Genomic DNA, 15,030 nt, shown 5'->3' on the forward strand with positions numbered 1-15,030 from the left:
CCTTTGGTTCAAAGACGAAGAGGGGGAGTGCGATTTAGTAACAAACGAGAAATATTGTCATTTCGAGGTATTGCGACAGCATGAAAAAAGGGCCGTTTCCGGCCCTTTTCAGGTTATTGCTTGACGACTTCCTTCGGCGCTTCGTCGGGCTTTTTCGGCTTCATCAGGCTGAAGTCGATCAAGGCTCGCTGCTCACGTTCGTAAGGGTTGCCGATCAGCAGCGGACGCTGTTTGAAGCTGTCGCTGACCACGCTTTTGCTGCGGTCCAGTTCATCGAAGCTCAAACCCGCCAGGTCTGCCCAGGTGTGGATCAGGTGCGCGCTGCTGTAAGGCCGGCTCAAGTCTGCGGCGAAACTCCAGTCGTGGTTTTCACGCCACTTCGGCGATGCCCACGCCATGAACGGAATGGTGTACATCGGTGCGGTCGGTTTGTTTTCGTTACGGCCCAGGGTGTTGTGGCCCGCCGAGTCGAACACGTCTTCACCGTGGTCGGAGAGGTACAGCAGGAAGCCGTTCGGATCGGACTTGGCGTAGTCCTTGATCAGGCTCGAGACCACGAAGTCGTTGTACAGCACTGCGTTGTCATAGCTGTTGTAGGTCGGCACCTGATCGTCACGCACACCGGCCGGCACGCCGTTGCGGTCCTGGAACTTGTCGAAGGTCGGCGGATAACGGTACTGGTAGCTCATGTGCGTGCCGAGCAGGTGCACAACGATCAGCTTGCGCGGTGCCGGATCGGTCAGAGCCTTGTTGAACGGCTCGATCACATCGCCATCGTATTGCGCGGCGTTCTGGTTGCGGTTGTTGTTCAGGTACACCTGCTCGTCGGCCTGTTCGGAGAAGGTCGTGAGCATGGTGTTGCGCTTGGTCATGGTCTGCTGGTTGGTGATCCAGAACGTCTTGTAGCCGGCCTGTTTCATCATGCTGACCAGCGACGGCGTAGACAGGTACAGATCCGGGTTCTCTTCGTCGGCGAAGGTCAACACCTGCTGCAACGCCTCGATGGTGTACGGGCGCGGGGTGACGACGTTATCGAAGACCGAGAGTTGATCCTTGAGCTTGTCCAGTTCCGGTGTGGTCTTGCGCTGATAGCCATAGAGGCTCATGCGCTGACGGTTGGTCGACTCGCCGATCACCAGCACCAGGGTCGCAGGCTGATTGGCGCCAGCGTCCTTGAGGTTGTGCAGCGGCGGGATCTTGCTCGCGCTGTCGAGCATGCCCTGCATTTCGCCCAGGGTCTCGAGGTAACGGTGATAGGCCACGGCCATCTGCCAAGGCACGGCCGGTTCGATGCGGGTTTCGAATTTCTCGAAACCGCCGGCGAAACTGCCGGTGCGCTGGGTCTGCTTGATCAGCGGATAACCGACCACCGCGATCAGAATCGCCATGGCTGCCACGAAGGCCCGGCCACGCGGCATGTAGACCGGACGCAGGCGGGTCCACAGGAAGTAGGCGAACGCCGTGTGAGCGAGGAACGCGGGGATCATCCACCAGGCAAAGTACTGGGTCATGTACTCGCCGGCTTCCGACACGTTCGACTCGAACATGATGAAGATGACGCTCTGGGAGAATTCCTGCTGATAAATGAAGAAGTAACCCAGACTGGCCATCGAGCAGGCCCACAACACCACGCCGATCAGGGCGGCGAGCAGACGGGTGCGTTTGGGGAACAGCAGCATCGGTGCCAGCCACACCGCGCTCATCACGAACGCCTGGCGGAAGCCGGAGAATCCGGAGGTGCCGGTCAGCTGGATCAGCAGTTGAGTGATACCGGAGAAGTACCAGAAGAAAACAAACAGCCAGAGGAACCCGGCCCAGTCAAAACCTGCCGCAGCAGTTTTGCTGCGTTTGAACAATGCCATTCAGCACTCCAACTCGATCACCATTACCACCGCCGGGACGTTTCATGAACCAGAGCATGAAAACCGACGAACGGAAGCCGCGCGCAGACACGCACGACAGAATGGGCCGGAGTATCAACAAGCGAATGTGAAAACTTCGTTAGTTGCCGCAAATGGCAGAGAGCGGATCATGTCGGGAACAGCAGGGCAGCGGCTCCCGGATCAGGCGGGCGGTCAGGCGTGGGGTAAGCGCTGTACGCGGGGCAGAGGCTGCGGCTCAAGGCCCTGGGTCATCAGGCGCAATTGCGCCAACTCTTGTTTAAGCTGGTCGCGTTCGTCTTTCAACTGACGCAGTTCATCGCGACGGATCGTGACATACAGGGTTTGTGGCGGCATTGCTGTGTGTACTGTGCCCATTGCTCACCTCGCAAATGGCGTGTCTCAACTGCAGGTCAGCCCCGGTTTCGAGCCTTGACCTGCTATCGGCGCCGATTTTGGTTTCTTTTGCCCGCGAATGGAACTTTTTTATTTTTCATGGTCGTTGTGTCTTCGGCACGTTTCCCGACGTTATCAGTCTGGATCGGGCACAATGCCCGGAAACTTCACACCGACGCTCTGGACTAACCTCCATGAGAGCGTTGGGCTATAACCTTTGACACACTTTTATTTGTAGTAAGGAGCATCAGCACATGCAACTCGGGATTATTGGACTGGGCCGCATGGGCGGCAATATTGCACGGCGTCTGATGCTCAACGGTCACACCACCGTTGTTTACGACCGCAATACCGCCTTTGTCGACACCCTGGCCGCCGAGGGCTCTACCGGAGTCGCCGATCTTCCTGCACTGGTCGCAGGCCTGGCCAAGCCGCGTGCCGTGTGGGTCATGCTGCCGGCCGGCGCGCCGACCGAAGACACCATCGAAACCCTGAGCACTCTGCTCGAGGCGGGCGACACCATCATCGATGGTGGCAACACCAACTATAAGGACGACATCCGCCGGGCCAAGACCCTGGCCGAGAAAGGCCTGCACTACATCGACGTCGGCACCTCCGGCGGCGTCTGGGGCCTGGAGCGTGGCTACTGCATGATGATCGGTGGCGATGCCGAGACCGTTAAACGTCTGGACCCGCTGTTCGCCGCTCTGGCGCCGGGCATGGGCGACATCCCGCGCACCAAGGACCGCAAGTCCGATGACTCGCGTGCCGAGCACGGCTACATCCATGCCGGTCCTGCCGGCGCCGGTCACTTCGTGAAGATGATCCACAACGGTATCGAGTACGGCATGATGGCGGCCTTCGCCGAAGGCTTCGACATCCTCAAGACCAAGTCCAGCGAGCGCCTGCCGGAAGATCAGCGTTTCGACCTGAACGTAGCCGACATCGCCGAAGTCTGGCGTCGTGGCAGCGTGGTGTCGTCCTGGTTGCTCGACCTGACCGCCGACGCCCTGGCCAGCGATCCGAAACTCGACGGTTTCTCGGGCTCCGTGGCTGACAGCGGCGAAGGCCAATGGACCATCGAAGCTGCAATGGAACAAGCGGTGCCGGTCCCGGTGCTGTCCAACTCGCTGTTCTCGCGCTACCGCTCCCGCGGCCAGGGCACCTTCGGCGACAAGATCCTCTCGGCCCAGCGTTTCGGCTTCGGTGGCCACGTGGAGACGCCTAAGAAATGACCCATACGATCCGCAGGAAATCCAAGGCAGACCCCGCGCCACCGACCACGCTGTTTCTGTTCGGCGCCCACGGTGATCTGGTCAAGCGCCTGCTCATGCCGGCGCTGTACAACCTGAGTCGCGACGGCCTGCTGGATGATGGCCTGCGGATCGTCGGCGTTGACCACAACGCCATCACGGATGAAGCCTTCGCCAAAAAGCTCGAAGACTTCATCCGCACCGAAGTGGCGGCGAAGGTCGGCAAGGGCGATCAGATACTTGATCCGGCCTTGTGGGCCAAGCTCGCCAAAGGTATCAGCTACGTCCAGGGCGACTTCCTGGACGACAGCACTTATTCCGCGCTGGCGGCGAAAATCGCCGACAGCGGCACCGGCAACGCGGTGTTCTATCTGGCCACCGCGCCGCGTTTCTTCAGCGAAGTGGTGCGCCGTCTCGGCAGCGCCGGTTTGCTGGAAGAAAACCCCGAAGCATTCAGAAGGGTGGTGATCGAAAAACCGTTCGGCTCCGACCTGCAGACCGCCGAGGCGTTGAACGCCTGCCTGCTCAAGGTCATGTCGGAAAAGCAGATCTACCGGATCGATCACTATCTGGGCAAGGAAACTGTGCAGAACATTCTGGTCAGCCGGTTCTCCAACAGCCTGTTCGAAGCGTTCTGGAACAATCACTACATCGATCACGTGCAGATCACCGCCGCCGAAACCGTCGGCGTCGAGACCCGCGGCAGTTTTTACGAACACACCGGCGCCTTGCGGGACATGGTGCCCAATCACCTGTTCCAGTTGCTGGCGATGGTGGCAATGGAGCCACCGGCCGCGTTCGGCGCCGATGCGGTGCGGGGCGAGAAGGCCAAGGTGGTCGGGGCGATCCGCCCGTGGACCACTGAAGAGGCGCGGGCCAACTCGGTGCGCGGTCAGTACGGCGCTGGCGAAATCGACGGCAAACCACTGGCCGGTTATCGCGAAGAAGCCAACGTCTCGCCCGAAAGCACCACCGAAACCTACGTGGCGCTCAAGGTGATGATCGACAACTGGCGCTGGGTTGGCGTGCCGTTCTACCTGCGCACCGGCAAGCGCATGAGCGTGCGCGACACCGAGATCGTCATCTGCTTCAAACCGGCGCCGTATGCGCAGTTCCGTGACACCGAGGTCGATGAGTTGCAGCCGACCTACCTGCGCATCCAGATCCAGCCCAACGAAGGCATGTGGTTCGACCTGCTGGCGAAACGGCCGGGGCCGGCGCTGAACATGGCCAACATCGAACTGGGCTTCGCCTACAAGGATTTCTTCGAAATGCAGCCGTCCACCGGCTACGAAACGCTGATCTACGACTGCCTGACCGGTGACCAGACGCTGTTTCAGCGCGCCGACAACATCGAGAACGGCTGGCGTGCGGTGCAACCGTTCCTCGATGCCTGGCAACAGGACGCGAGCGTGCAGAGTTATGCCGCGGGCGAAGACGGGCCTCAGGCTGCCGATGATCTGCTGACTCGCGATGGTCGCGTCTGGCATGGTCTCGGATGAGTGAGCCGATCCGTTTTCTGTTGAGCGACATGGACGGCACGCTGTTGCTGCCCGATCACAGTCTGAGCCAGCGCACCATTGATGCCGTTCGTGCGCTGCGTGAGGCGGGCGTGTTGTTCAGCCTCGCCACCGGGCGCCCGCCCAAAGCCATGTTGCAACAGATCGAAGCCTTGGGCGTCGATCTGCCGACCGCCGCCTTCAACGGCGGCACGATCGTCAACCCGGACGGCAGCATTCTGGTCGCACATTACCTGCCAGCCACAGCGGCACTTACGGCACTGGCGTTGTTTGCCGATCAGCCGGCGGTCGAGATCTGGGTGTTCAGCGGTGGTGACTGGCTGCTCAAGGATCCCCACGGACCGATGGTCCCGCGTGAGCAGCATGGCCTCGGTTATCCGCCGGTGGTGGTCGACAGTTTCGAGCCGTACCTGGAGCGCATCGACAAGATCGTGGCGACCAGCAACAACACCGGACTGTTGATCGAGCTGGAGGCACGTTTGCTGGCGAAGGTCGAGGGCATGGCGCAGGTGTCGCGTTCGCAACCGGTGTATCTGGACGTGACGGCACTCGACGCCAACAAGGGCGCGGCTCTGGCAACTATTGCTGCCCATCTGGGCGTTCCGCTGGCGCAGACTGCAGCGATTGGCGATGGCGGCAACGATCCGGCGATGTTCCATGTCGCCGGCCTGTCGATCGCCATGGGTCAGGCAGAAGACGCCGTGAAGCGTCAGGCGGACGTGGTGACCGGGCCGAATACCGAGGACGGTGTGGCGCAGGCCATCGAGAAATACATGTTGCCGCTCTGATCGACGCATAAAAAAAACGGGAGCCCAAGGGCTCCCGTTGTTGTTTCTACAGCCAGTAACTCACGGCATACCAGCCCAGCAACCCCATCACCACGGTGTAGGGCAACGCCATCCACACCATTCGCCCGTAGGACAACCGCACCAGCGGTGCAATCGCCGACGTCAGCAGAAACAGAAACGCAGCCTGACCATTGGGCGTCGCCACGCTCGGCAGATTGGTGCCGGTGTTGATCGCGATGGCCAGCGTCTCGAAATGTTCACGGCTCATATGGCCTGACAGGAATGCCTGTTTGACCTCGGTGATGTAGATCGTCGCCACGAACACGTTGTCACTGATCGCCGACAACAGACCGTTGGCGATGAACAGCATCCCCGGTTGCTGCTCGGCGGGCAAGGCCAGCACCCACTGAATCAGCGGCGCGAACAGTTGCTGATCATGGATCACCGCCACCACGGCAAAAAAAACCACCAGCAAGGCTGTAAACGGCATGGCGTCCTTGAACGCGCTGCCCAGTCGATGCTCGTCAGTGATGCCGGTGAAAGCGGTGATCAGCACAATGACCATCAAACCGATCAGGCCCACTTCGGCGATGTGGAACGCCAGCCCGGCAATCAGGATCAATGCGGCTACGCCCTGTACCAGCAGCGCGGCACGTTGACGCGGGGTGCGTTCGGCATCGTCTTCGCTGGCGTAATTGGCGAGAACGGCGCGGACGTTGTCCGGCAGCAAGGTGCCGTAGCCGAACCAGCGCAGCTTCTCCAGCAACATACAGGTCAACAGACCGGCCGCCAGCACTGGCAGGGAAACCGGTGCGACCTTGAGGAAAAACTCGGCGAAGTGCCAACCCATCTCATGGCCGATAAGCAGGTTCTGCGGCTCGCCAACCAGCGTGCAGACGCCGCCCAGCGCAGTGCCGACGGCGCCATGCATCAGCAGACTGCGCAGGAAAGCGCGGAACTGTTCCAGATCCTCATGATGCAGCTTGGGAAGGTGTTGATCGTCGCTGAATTCGCTGTCCTGACGCGGATCGTTGCCGGAGGCGACCCGGTGGTAGACCGAATAGAAACCGACGGCGGCGCTGATGATCACGGCGGTCACGGTCAGTGCGTCGAGAAAGGCCGAAAGAAACGCCGACAAGAAGCAGAACATCAGCGCCAGCAGCATCTTCGAACGCACGCCGAGCAGCAGGCGCGAGAACAGAAACAGCAGCAGATCCTTCATGAAGTAGATGCCGGCGACCATGAACATCAGCAGCAGAATCACCGGAAAATTGTGCTGCAACTCTTCGTACAGCGCCTGGGGCGTGGTCATCTTCAACAGCAGCGCTTCGATCAGCAGCAAGCCGCCAGGCATCAGCGGATAGCACTTGAGCGCCATGGCCAGGGTGAAAATGAATTCGATCACCAACAGCCAGCCTGCGGCGACAGGACCTGCCGACCACAGCACCACGGCGTTGAGAATCAGGAACCCGACGATGCACGCCTTGTACCAGCGGGGCGAATGCCCGAGAAAGTTGTGCGCGAACGCCTGGGCCATCGAACCGGACATCGGTTGCTCCTTGCTTTAAGAAGCGCGCAAGTTGCCGTAAGCGTTGAGCAAGATCAAGCGCAGGAGGTTTCGATTTCCGGATTTGCCGTTTTATGGGTTCAGATAACGCACCACCACGGCGCGGTAGTTGCCATCCAGTGAATAACCGCCGACCAGAATTCCACCTTGCGGTTGCAGTGCCAGCGATGTGGCGGTGTCGAGACTGCGGCCCAGTCGCGTACGCAGCCAGCCGTGACCGGTGCCGAAACTTTGGTCGAGACGACCGTCGGCCAGATAGCGGGCGACGATGAAATCAGCCTCGACCCCGCCAATCGTCGCGCCTGCCGCGATGAGTCGACCGTCCGACATACGTTGCGCAGCACTCCACTGGCAGCCGCTGGGGCCGATGTCCAGCAGGTTGGGCTGACCGTTGTTGCAGTGCAGGTCTGGGCGACCATTGCTGTGAATTGACAGCGCCATGCACCGGATCGGGTCGCGGCTGCTGCCAAAGCAATGCAAATGGTCCATGGACTGGATGACCTGATTGACCAGCGCACTGTGCCCCTGGGCCTTGAAGGCCAGGAATCCGTCCAGCGCAAAGCGTTCGTCGAGCTGCCCGTCCGGCAGGTAACGTGCGAGCAGGCCTTCCTGGGGGAAGTCGATCGCACCAGCCACCACGATTCGCCCGTCTTCCTGCAGCAACAAGCCCCCCAGCCAGGTGTTGAGCAGCAGGTGCCGGACCATCACAAAACCTCGACCATTGAAGGTTTCGTCAAGATTACCGCTGGGCGTGACGCGGATCAGCATGCCGACGTGGTCGGCCAATGAGCAGTGGTGGTTGGCAATCAACAGAATATGTCCATCATTCTGGACGGCGAAATCGCAGGCTTCTGCCCCCGGAACGCCAGGCGGCAGCCAGGTGTCGCGGGTGCCCATGGACAGATCGCCGGGCAGGCGAATGATTTTCCGGCCGTTGTCGCCGAAGTCCAGGGCGGGTCGGCCGTGCGCATCGAACAGCGCCAGGGCGGGCAACGTGCGATGTTCGGATTCGTAATGCAGACCTGCCAGCAGGATTCGCCCGTCAGGCAAGACCTGGAGCTTGCTGCCCGTGGCTTCGAAGCCGGAAGTGAACTGGCCGATCACGCTGCCCTGAAAGCCGAAGCCAAGATCCGCAGAGCCATCATCCAGTAGACGCGCCAGGCCGAAACGGCTGCCTTGAGGGGTGACGACCTTGGCGGCGACCAGGATGCGACCTTGCGGGTCGAGCGCTACGTGTTGAGTCAGGCTGGAAGTGCTGCCGGCAAAATAAACCTGAGCCACGCCGTTATTGGCAAATGTCTTGTCGAGTTGTCCGGCGTTATTCGCTAGCGCCGGGAGCGCAATAGCGGTCTGGGTTGACATGCATGCTTCTCCTTGCGAGTTGACCGATACCCGGGAGCCAGGTTGGCAACTGCATGAGCGAAACATTCAATCCCTGTAGACGCACAAGTACAACTGACAGAACTAACAGGTGGAGGGTCGTACTGTGCCAGAACAGTGTCTTTTGGAACCAGTCGCAAGCCTGCCAAGCATTCAGGTGCGAAAGTATTTGGGGAAGTTGTACAAGCAGGCTGAAGTTTAAAAAGATTCGGCAACTAACAGAAAAGGGCGGATGGCTCGAAAACCATCCGCATCGCCCTCGAATCAGTGCGGCATCGACCAGGATTGCAGTGCGTAACCCTCGTCGCTCAGTTCAGCGCGAGCCTGTTGCAACAGGTATTCAAGTTGAGCTGGATCGGAATAGGCACTGCTTGGAATGCGGGTGCGACCAATCTGCGAGTTGGTGCGGTCGATAACGGTCAGGCTCAGTTCGCCATTGCCGTCTTGTGGAGCCCAGGCCACGCATTGGAAAGGTTTAAATGCGTGGTTGGCAATCAAAAGAGCTTCGTTGATACGGAGCGGGGCGGTCATGGGGTCTTCTCTCTATAGTGCCCAATCAAGTGATGTGCCGTCGGTTGGGCTTACCGTTCGGCGAGTTACTTGTACTGATGCACGCAACCCGCTGGCGGGTCACACCGAATTTGAAGAAATTTCGACTTTCTTACATACAATCAGTCATCCGACAGTTTTTGAAAGCCTGGTGAAAGATTCAAGTCGATAGCTAACTAATAAAGCAGCTTCTTATAACTGCTTCCCTTGTACATCTATAAGCAATCGATACAAGGCGCCGTCAAATTCTTGCTAATGTTACAGCCAGGTCTGCCAAATGACTGTTTTTACAATCATTTCCTATAATTTGGCGCCAAGGAACAGTCATGAGCGAAGCGCCTGCATTACGACGTTTATTGGTCGTCGACCCTTGTGACGACTGTCACCGATTACTGCCCGGTTTACGCGCTGTCGGCTGGGACGTAGACAGTTGCAGCCTGGAAAATGCCGCTGACCGCAGTTGCGATGTCGGCCTGTTGCGCTTGCAACCTTTTCACCTGGAACGTCCCGAGGCGGTCAAGGAACTGATCAGCCGCAGCGGCACCGAATGGATCGCCGTACTGAATCAGGAAGTGCTGCGCCTGCAGAATGTCGGGGATTTTGTCTGCGAATGGTTTTTCGACTTTCATACCTTGCCGTTCGACGTGTCGCGGGTGCAGGTCACCCTCGGCCGGGCGTTCGGCATGGCACGCCTGCGTGGCCAGGGCACGATTCACGTCGATCAGCCGGAACACGAGTTGCTGGGGGACAGCAAACCGATTCGCGAGCTGCGCAAACTGCTGAGCAAACTCGCTCCTACCGAGTCGCCGGTGCTGATACGTGGCGAAAGCGGCACCGGTAAGGAACTGGTCGCCCGCACCTTGCATCGGCAATCGCAACGGCACAGCAAACCGTTCGTGGCCATCAACTGCGGGGCGATTCCCGAGCATCTGATCCAGTCCGAGCTGTTCGGCCACGAAAAAGGCGCGTTCACCGGCGCCCATCAGCGCAAGGTCGGACGCATCGAGGCCGCCAACGGCGGCACCCTGTTTCTGGACGAAATCGGTGATCTGCCGCTGGAACTGCAAGCCAATCTGCTGCGCTTCCTCCAGGAAAAACACATCGAGCGAGTCGGCGGCAGCCAGCCGATCCCGGTGGATGTCCGGGTATTGGCGGCCACCCACGTCGACCTGGAAGCCGCGATCGAGAAGAAGCGCTTCCGTGAGGACTTGTACTACCGGCTGAATGTGCTGCAAGTCGTGACCGCGCCATTACGTGAGCGCCATGGCGACCTGTCGATGCTGGCCAACCACTTTTCCCATTTCTACAGCCATGAAACCGGCCGTCGTCCGCGCAGTTTCAGCGAAGACGCCTTGATCGCCATGGGTAAACACGACTGGCCGGGCAATGTCCGTGAGCTGGCCAACCGTGTACGCCGGGGCTTGGTGCTGGCCGAAGGGCGGCAGATCGAGGCCCGTGACCTGGGGCTGATCAGCCAACAGTCGATTGCCACACCGATGGGCACCCTCGAAGACTACAAGACCCGGGCCGAACGCCAGGCGTTGTGCGATGTGTTGAACCGGCACAGCGACAACCTCAGCGTGGCCGCCAAAGTGCTGGGGGTTTCACGGCCGACGTTCTACCGCTTGCTGCATAAACACCAGATCCGCTAGGGCGCGGTGCTTCTTCCGGCAAGAAGCTGAAAAGGCCCGCTGCGATGCAAGTCGCAGTGGGCCTTTTCATAGTGTCGCGGTTTAGAAGTAGTACGGGAATTTCAGGCTGAAGGAAAAGTCCGGGGCATCGTCGGTCATGCCGATGGACAGGTTGGGTACGATGGTCAGGTTGTCGGTGGCCGCAATGGTCATGCCGACGTTGAAGTAACCGGCGTTGGCGTCACTGGACACCACCGATTCCCAGTCCGCGCCATCCTGTTTCAGCTTGCTCTTGCGTTGTACAAGGTCAGAGACCGAGAACGACATACTCATTTTTTCGTTCAGTGCGAAGGCTATGCCTGCGCCGATCTGGAAGCTGTCGCCGATACGGACCTTGCCCGGGGTTTTCTGGTTGACCGTGGAACTGATGTCGTCAAACGATTCCTCCAGGTTGTGGGTGTAGGACAAGCTGCCGAACAACACGGCCGGGTCAAACGTCTTGACCAGCGAAACACCCGGGGTGATCGACCAGACGCCGTTGCCGGTCGGCAGGGTGTCAGGCACGAACAGGTTGGTGTTGGCGTCGGTCTGACGCAGCTTGATACCGAACGGGTCCTTGCCGGTCGGGGCTTTCACCCGCAGGGTGACCACCGCGTCCGGGGTGTTGGCCGACTCGTCCAGGAACTTATAGGCGATGCCGAAGTTGACGTCGCCAATGGTCGGATCCCGCGAAACATCCTGTTCCGTGGTGACGTTGGCTGCGCCCTGATTGCCGCCGCCCGACTGATAAGTCGAATCGCGATACACGACCGGCACGTTCACGTCGAACTGCCAGCGGTTATCGAAGTTGTAGCGGCCCGTCAGGTCGAGGGTCCAGGTATCGGCCTTGATCCGGTCGAGGTTGATGTTGCCCAGAAAGATCGAGTCCAGTGCCAGGAAGCCGTTGAGAATCAGCTGGCGAGTGTCATAACGCGAATAGGTTATGCCGGTTTCAAAGCTGAACTTGCCGCCGCCAAAGAAGCCGCTGGCCTCGTCGTACAGGTTGGACACACTCTGTGCAGGTTGCGAATCGTCGGCAAGCGACTGGCCGTAAGAAGCGCCACTGCCCCCGGCGGCGCCCCCCGACGCTGCTGCGGCCCCGGTACCTGTGGCCACTTTCGGATTGCCTTTCATGTCGGCTGGCGATTTGGCCAGGCGTTTCGGTGGTGGGGAAGCCGGTTGATCTTCGACCTGGCGGACCCGTTGCTCGAGTACCGCCAGGGCTTTTTGTTGTACTTCGTATCGTTGCTTCAGCTCCAGAAGTTCCTGTTTCAGGGTCTCCACATCCGCATCGGGTGCTGCTTGCAGCATCGCCGCGGGTAGAAGAGTACTCAAACATACAGCGGCACGCAGTGATACTGATCGATACATGAATAAGCCGTCCCTTTAAGCCCAATGATCGAGACTCAGCGTAGTTCAATATCCGATATTGCGTAGTGCTCTGAGTTGACTCAAATTGCAGTCAAGCGCGCCGGCGCTCATGCCGTTATTACTAAGGACAACATTGAGTTGCGTCAGGTTGTTGACGACGTTTGCATTACCGAGCAAACGGGTGTTTTGCAGCAGCCCGCCCTGGGCTACCTGTTGCAGGGCTGTGCCCTGATTGCCTGCGGCCTGGATGGCCATTTGCACGCCACCACCGGTGGCCGAAACAGCGACGCTGCCGGCGGCATTACTGCCGGAAATCGTTTGTCCGGCCATCAAGGCTTGCCCTTGAGCCGGTATCAGCGCCGGTGCCTGGTTGGCTTCCGAAACGTTGATCGCAACGTTGTTGTAGGCCGAGTTGCCGTCGCCGGCGGCGCGAACGCTTTGTGTCACGCCTTGGGAACTGTTGAGTCCTGCGCCACCAATGACTGAGCCGGTACCCGTTTGCAGGGTGCTGCCGTTACCGGTTTCCTTGATGGTCGAGACATAGAATTCGGGTTTTACGGTTGCTGCCTGTAGTTGCATCGCGGTTGAGGCCCCGATCAGATCTCCGCTGGCGTTGCGCCAGGTACTGCTCATGACGATGCCGAAGCTGATGATCCGCCCCGGCATGACATAACGACCGCGAAGCTGTGACAGCTCCGAATCCTGGATTTCGATGGGTTTGAATCCTGCATTGGCATAGCCTGAAGCACTCGCTGCCAGGCAGGCAGCGGCCAGCCAGTATGAGGTTTTCATCTGCTGCTCCCGGGACATCCAGCCCCATTCTTTATAATCGGCGATTAAAAGAAGTCGCTCTGTATGAACCCGAAGTCCATCAATTCAGCATCTTTGACGGGGTTGAAGTTATCCAGCTTGTTCTTGGCGGTCAGCGGTGCCGGAGGACTGCGTAATGCATTGGTCTTGTCGTATCCGGGGCCGACGATGGCAAAGACAATGCCGTTCCAACCTTTGACAAAGTCATCATGTTTGTAGCGTTTATGGCCGAGAACCGGGTCTCCGATGTAAACCCAATCCTTGTCCGCTCGCTGCAGCACGACGAAATGCTTGTAGCCGCGAATTTCCATCAGTACCACCACCGGGATAGTGACCGCGTCGAGTTTTTCCGGTGGAATCTTGTAGCCCCTGGCGCGCATGCCGATGCTTTCTATGTAGCGCTTCATGTCCAGCATGGAAAAACCTTGAGTACGGACAAGGTCCTGGTCAGCGTTGACCAGCATGCCTTTGATGATGTGCTCTTCATCGACGTCGAGCCAATAAGCCTGGCGCAGTACCGTAGCCAGTGCGGCGGCGCCGCAGCTGAAATCGGTTTTTTGTTCGACGATGTCGGAAAACTTGCGCTCACGAATGCTTTGCACGTTTTTGTAGACCAGTACGCCACCGGGCAGGGCAGCCACGGGCATCTGGGCAGCCTGGGTCAGACCAGAGAGGCAAAGCAGGGCGAGGAGGGCAGTCTTACGCATGATCGATACGCCTTTGCGGACTGAGGAAAAGCCCCGTTTCCGGGGCTTTCGTTTCGATCGCGATTACATGCAGGCTTTGCAACCTGCAGCGATGGACAGCGAGTTGCTTTGTTGGTTGCCAACGCCAGCAGCGTTGTTGAAGCCACCGTTACCCGACCAGCCATTGCCAACGTTGGTCATGCTGGCATTGTTGGTGACAGGGTTTTTCCAGCCGTCTGGGGTCATCACTTGTTGAGTGGTTACGCCAGCCAGACCGAAGACACCCACAGCAACGAAGTCAGATTTCTGATCTTTGCCGCCGCCGTTGCCGCCGTGGCCTCTGTCGTCGTTGCCATAACCGCCGTGACCATGACCATGATCATCGTCTTTGGTGGTTGCGGTGCCTGCGGCCACGAATACGCCGCCTGCGGTAAATGTGCCAGTGAGCGTATCTTTTTTGTAGGTCTGGGTGCCGTTGTTGGCCACTTGAAGACCGGTGGTGCTTTGGTTGGCGGCGGCAGCGGCTTGCGCTACACGACCACCGGACACAGCGATTGCCAGGTTGTTTTTCTGTTGGTTGAAGTTGCCGGCAGCGTTGTTCACGCCAATGTTACCCGAGCCGCTGTTGCCGACGTTGTTCAGGCTGGCGTTGGCAGTGCTGGAGTAGTTGGCGACACCGTTGTTGGTGTTGACTTGAGTCGCGCTGGAGGCGGATACGGCGGAGCCGAAGATGAAGCTTTCGTCAGCGGTTGCCAGAGCAGCGGCGTTGTCTTGTTGGTTGCCATCGCCAGCGGCGTTGTTCACCCCGATGTTGCCGTTGGCGCCATTGACGGCATTACTCACGCCAGCGTTGTTTTGGGTGCCCTGGTTCAACACGGTGTTACCGCTGTTGTTTTGCACATCAAGCACTGCGGCACCGGCGCCTGCGCCGATTTGCAGCAGTTCTTCCAGGGTTGGGCCTTTTGGATCATGGTCATGACCATGCCCATTGCCGTGCCCGTTACCATGACCGTGATTGTTATCATCACGACCGCCTGCCTGTGCTGCGATTGCCATCACTGCTGCGAGAGCGAAAACCAGTGGTTTGAGGGCCATTGTAGGTTTCATGGTGTTTCTCCGTCGTGCTTATTAGTTGGTTAAGTGTTGGTACTTTCTAATTG

The 15,030-nt window shown here is 59.1% G+C and carries 13 protein-coding genes; 4 read left to right on the forward strand and 9 right to left on the reverse strand.

The window, feature by feature from the left end; all coding sequences use genetic code 11:
- Nucleotides 1–113: 113 nt before the first annotated feature.
- Both AC07N4_RS01575 and AC07N4_RS01580 read right to left on the reverse strand, forming a co-directional pair.
- Nucleotides 114–1,862 (reverse strand): phosphoethanolamine transferase CptA, encoded by a 1,749-nt coding sequence (locus tag AC07N4_RS01575; RefSeq protein ID WP_096820308.1) that lies wholly within the window; start codon nt 1,860–1,862, stop codon nt 114–116.
- Between the two features lie 213 nt (nt 1,863–2,075).
- Nucleotides 2,076–2,258 (reverse strand): DUF6026 family protein, encoded by a 183-nt coding sequence (locus AC07N4_RS01580; protein WP_096820309.1) that lies wholly within the window; start codon nt 2,256–2,258, stop codon nt 2,076–2,078.
- A 272-nt stretch (nt 2,259–2,530) separates the two neighbouring features.
- On the opposite strand from AC07N4_RS01580, the gene gnd reads away from it, so the two are divergent.
- The 3 genes from gnd to AC07N4_RS01595 are packed head-to-tail and all read left to right on the forward strand — an operon-like array spanning nt 2,531 to nt 5,837.
- A complete protein-coding gene (gene gnd / locus AC07N4_RS01585; RefSeq protein ID WP_096820310.1) occupies nt 2,531–3,511 on the forward strand; it encodes a phosphogluconate dehydrogenase (NAD(+)-dependent, decarboxylating) in 981 nt (326 codons plus the stop codon).
- Nucleotides 3,508–5,031: a glucose-6-phosphate dehydrogenase gene (zwf, locus tag AC07N4_RS01590; RefSeq protein WP_493064782.1), complete on the forward strand. Its 1,524-nt coding sequence runs from the start codon at nt 3,508–3,510 to the stop codon at nt 5,029–5,031. The genes gnd and zwf overlap by 4 nt, the downstream gene beginning before the upstream one ends.
- Nucleotides 5,028–5,837 carry an HAD family hydrolase gene (locus AC07N4_RS01595; RefSeq protein WP_493064783.1) on the forward strand — a complete coding sequence of 270 codons (810 nt, stop codon included), beginning with the start codon at nt 5,028–5,030 and terminating at the stop codon, nt 5,835–5,837. Before zwf ends, AC07N4_RS01595 begins: the two co-directional genes overlap by 4 nt.
- A 46-nt stretch (nt 5,838–5,883) precedes the next feature.
- Here AC07N4_RS01595 and nhaB read toward each other — a convergent pair whose 3' ends face one another.
- The 3 genes from nhaB to AC07N4_RS01610 form a co-directional block, all read right to left on the reverse strand.
- On the reverse strand, nt 5,884–7,386 hold the full coding sequence (nhaB, locus tag AC07N4_RS01600) for a sodium/proton antiporter NhaB (RefSeq protein ID WP_493064784.1): 1,503 nt from the start codon (nt 7,384–7,386) through the stop codon (nt 5,884–5,886).
- Between the two features lie 90 nt (nt 7,387–7,476).
- Nucleotides 7,477–8,766, reverse strand: coding sequence for a hypothetical protein (locus AC07N4_RS01605; protein WP_493064785.1), 1,290 nt, complete (start codon nt 8,764–8,766; stop codon nt 7,477–7,479).
- A 282-nt stretch (nt 8,767–9,048) separates the two neighbouring features.
- Nucleotides 9,049–9,315, reverse strand: coding sequence for a hypothetical protein (locus tag AC07N4_RS01610; RefSeq protein ID WP_096820315.1), 267 nt, complete (start codon nt 9,313–9,315; stop codon nt 9,049–9,051).
- A gap of 344 nt (nt 9,316–9,659) precedes the next feature.
- Between AC07N4_RS01610 and AC07N4_RS01615 the strand changes: the two genes are divergently transcribed.
- The gene (locus tag AC07N4_RS01615; RefSeq protein WP_096820316.1) at nt 9,660–10,985 is read left to right on the forward strand and encodes a sigma-54 dependent transcriptional regulator; all 1,326 of its coding nucleotides are present in this window, start codon (nt 9,660–9,662) and stop codon (nt 10,983–10,985) included.
- Nucleotides 10,986–11,066: 81 nt separating this feature from the next.
- On the opposite strand, the gene fapF is transcribed toward AC07N4_RS01615, so the two are convergent.
- The 4 genes from fapF to fapC all read right to left on the reverse strand — a co-directional run bounded on the left by fapF (nt 11,067) and on the right by fapC (nt 14,977).
- The gene (fapF, locus tag AC07N4_RS01620; protein WP_096820317.1) at nt 11,067–12,374 is read right to left on the reverse strand and encodes a fibril amyloid transporter FapF; all 1,308 of its coding nucleotides are present in this window, start codon (nt 12,372–12,374) and stop codon (nt 11,067–11,069) included.
- Between the two features lie 45 nt (nt 12,375–12,419).
- Nucleotides 12,420–13,166: a fibril amyloid subunit FapE gene (gene fapE / locus AC07N4_RS01625; protein ID WP_096820318.1), complete on the reverse strand. Its 747-nt coding sequence runs from the start codon at nt 13,164–13,166 to the stop codon at nt 12,420–12,422.
- Between the two features lie 44 nt (nt 13,167–13,210).
- Entirely contained in the window at nt 13,211–13,891 is a 681-nt protein-coding gene (gene fapD, locus AC07N4_RS01630; RefSeq protein ID WP_096820319.1) for a fibril amyloid maturation endopeptidase FapD, read from the reverse strand.
- 63 nt (nt 13,892–13,954) lie between these two features.
- Entirely contained in the window at nt 13,955–14,977 is a 1,023-nt protein-coding gene (gene fapC / locus AC07N4_RS01635) for an amyloid-like fimbrin subunit FapC (protein WP_102621334.1), read from the reverse strand.
- Nucleotides 14,978–15,030 lie beyond the last annotated feature (53 nt).

The organism is Pseudomonas sp. GW821-FHT09E04, from assembly GCF_059416185.1.

Coding starts and splice junctions, on each gene's coding strand:
- fapC (WP_102621334.1), bottom strand. CDS start 14,977: ATGAAACCTACAATGGCCCTCAAACCACTGGTTTTCGCTCTCGCAGCA.
- zwf (WP_493064782.1), top strand. CDS start 3,508: ATGACCCATACGATCCGCAGGAAATCCAAGGCAGACCCCGCGCCACCG.
- AC07N4_RS01575 (WP_096820308.1), bottom strand. CDS start 1,862: ATGGCATTGTTCAAACGCAGCAAAACTGCTGCGGCAGGTTTTGACTGG.
- AC07N4_RS01595 (WP_493064783.1), top strand. CDS start 5,028: ATGAGTGAGCCGATCCGTTTTCTGTTGAGCGACATGGACGGCACGCTG.
- fapD (WP_096820319.1), bottom strand. CDS start 13,891: ATGCGTAAGACTGCCCTCCTCGCCCTGCTTTGCCTCTCTGGTCTGACC.
- fapE (WP_096820318.1), bottom strand. CDS start 13,166: ATGAAAACCTCATACTGGCTGGCCGCTGCCTGCCTGGCAGCGAGTGCT.
- nhaB (WP_493064784.1), bottom strand. CDS start 7,386: ATGTCCGGTTCGATGGCCCAGGCGTTCGCGCACAACTTTCTCGGGCAT.
- AC07N4_RS01610 (WP_096820315.1), bottom strand. CDS start 9,315: ATGACCGCCCCGCTCCGTATCAACGAAGCTCTTTTGATTGCCAACCAC.
- fapF (WP_096820317.1), bottom strand. CDS start 12,374: ATGTATCGATCAGTATCACTGCGTGCCGCTGTATGTTTGAGTACTCTT.
- AC07N4_RS01605 (WP_493064785.1), bottom strand. CDS start 8,766: ATGTCAACCCAGACCGCTATTGCGCTCCCGGCGCTAGCGAATAACGCC.
- gnd (WP_096820310.1), top strand. CDS start 2,531: ATGCAACTCGGGATTATTGGACTGGGCCGCATGGGCGGCAATATTGCA.
- AC07N4_RS01615 (WP_096820316.1), top strand. CDS start 9,660: ATGAGCGAAGCGCCTGCATTACGACGTTTATTGGTCGTCGACCCTTGT.
- AC07N4_RS01580 (WP_096820309.1), bottom strand. CDS start 2,258: ATGGGCACAGTACACACAGCAATGCCGCCACAAACCCTGTATGTCACG.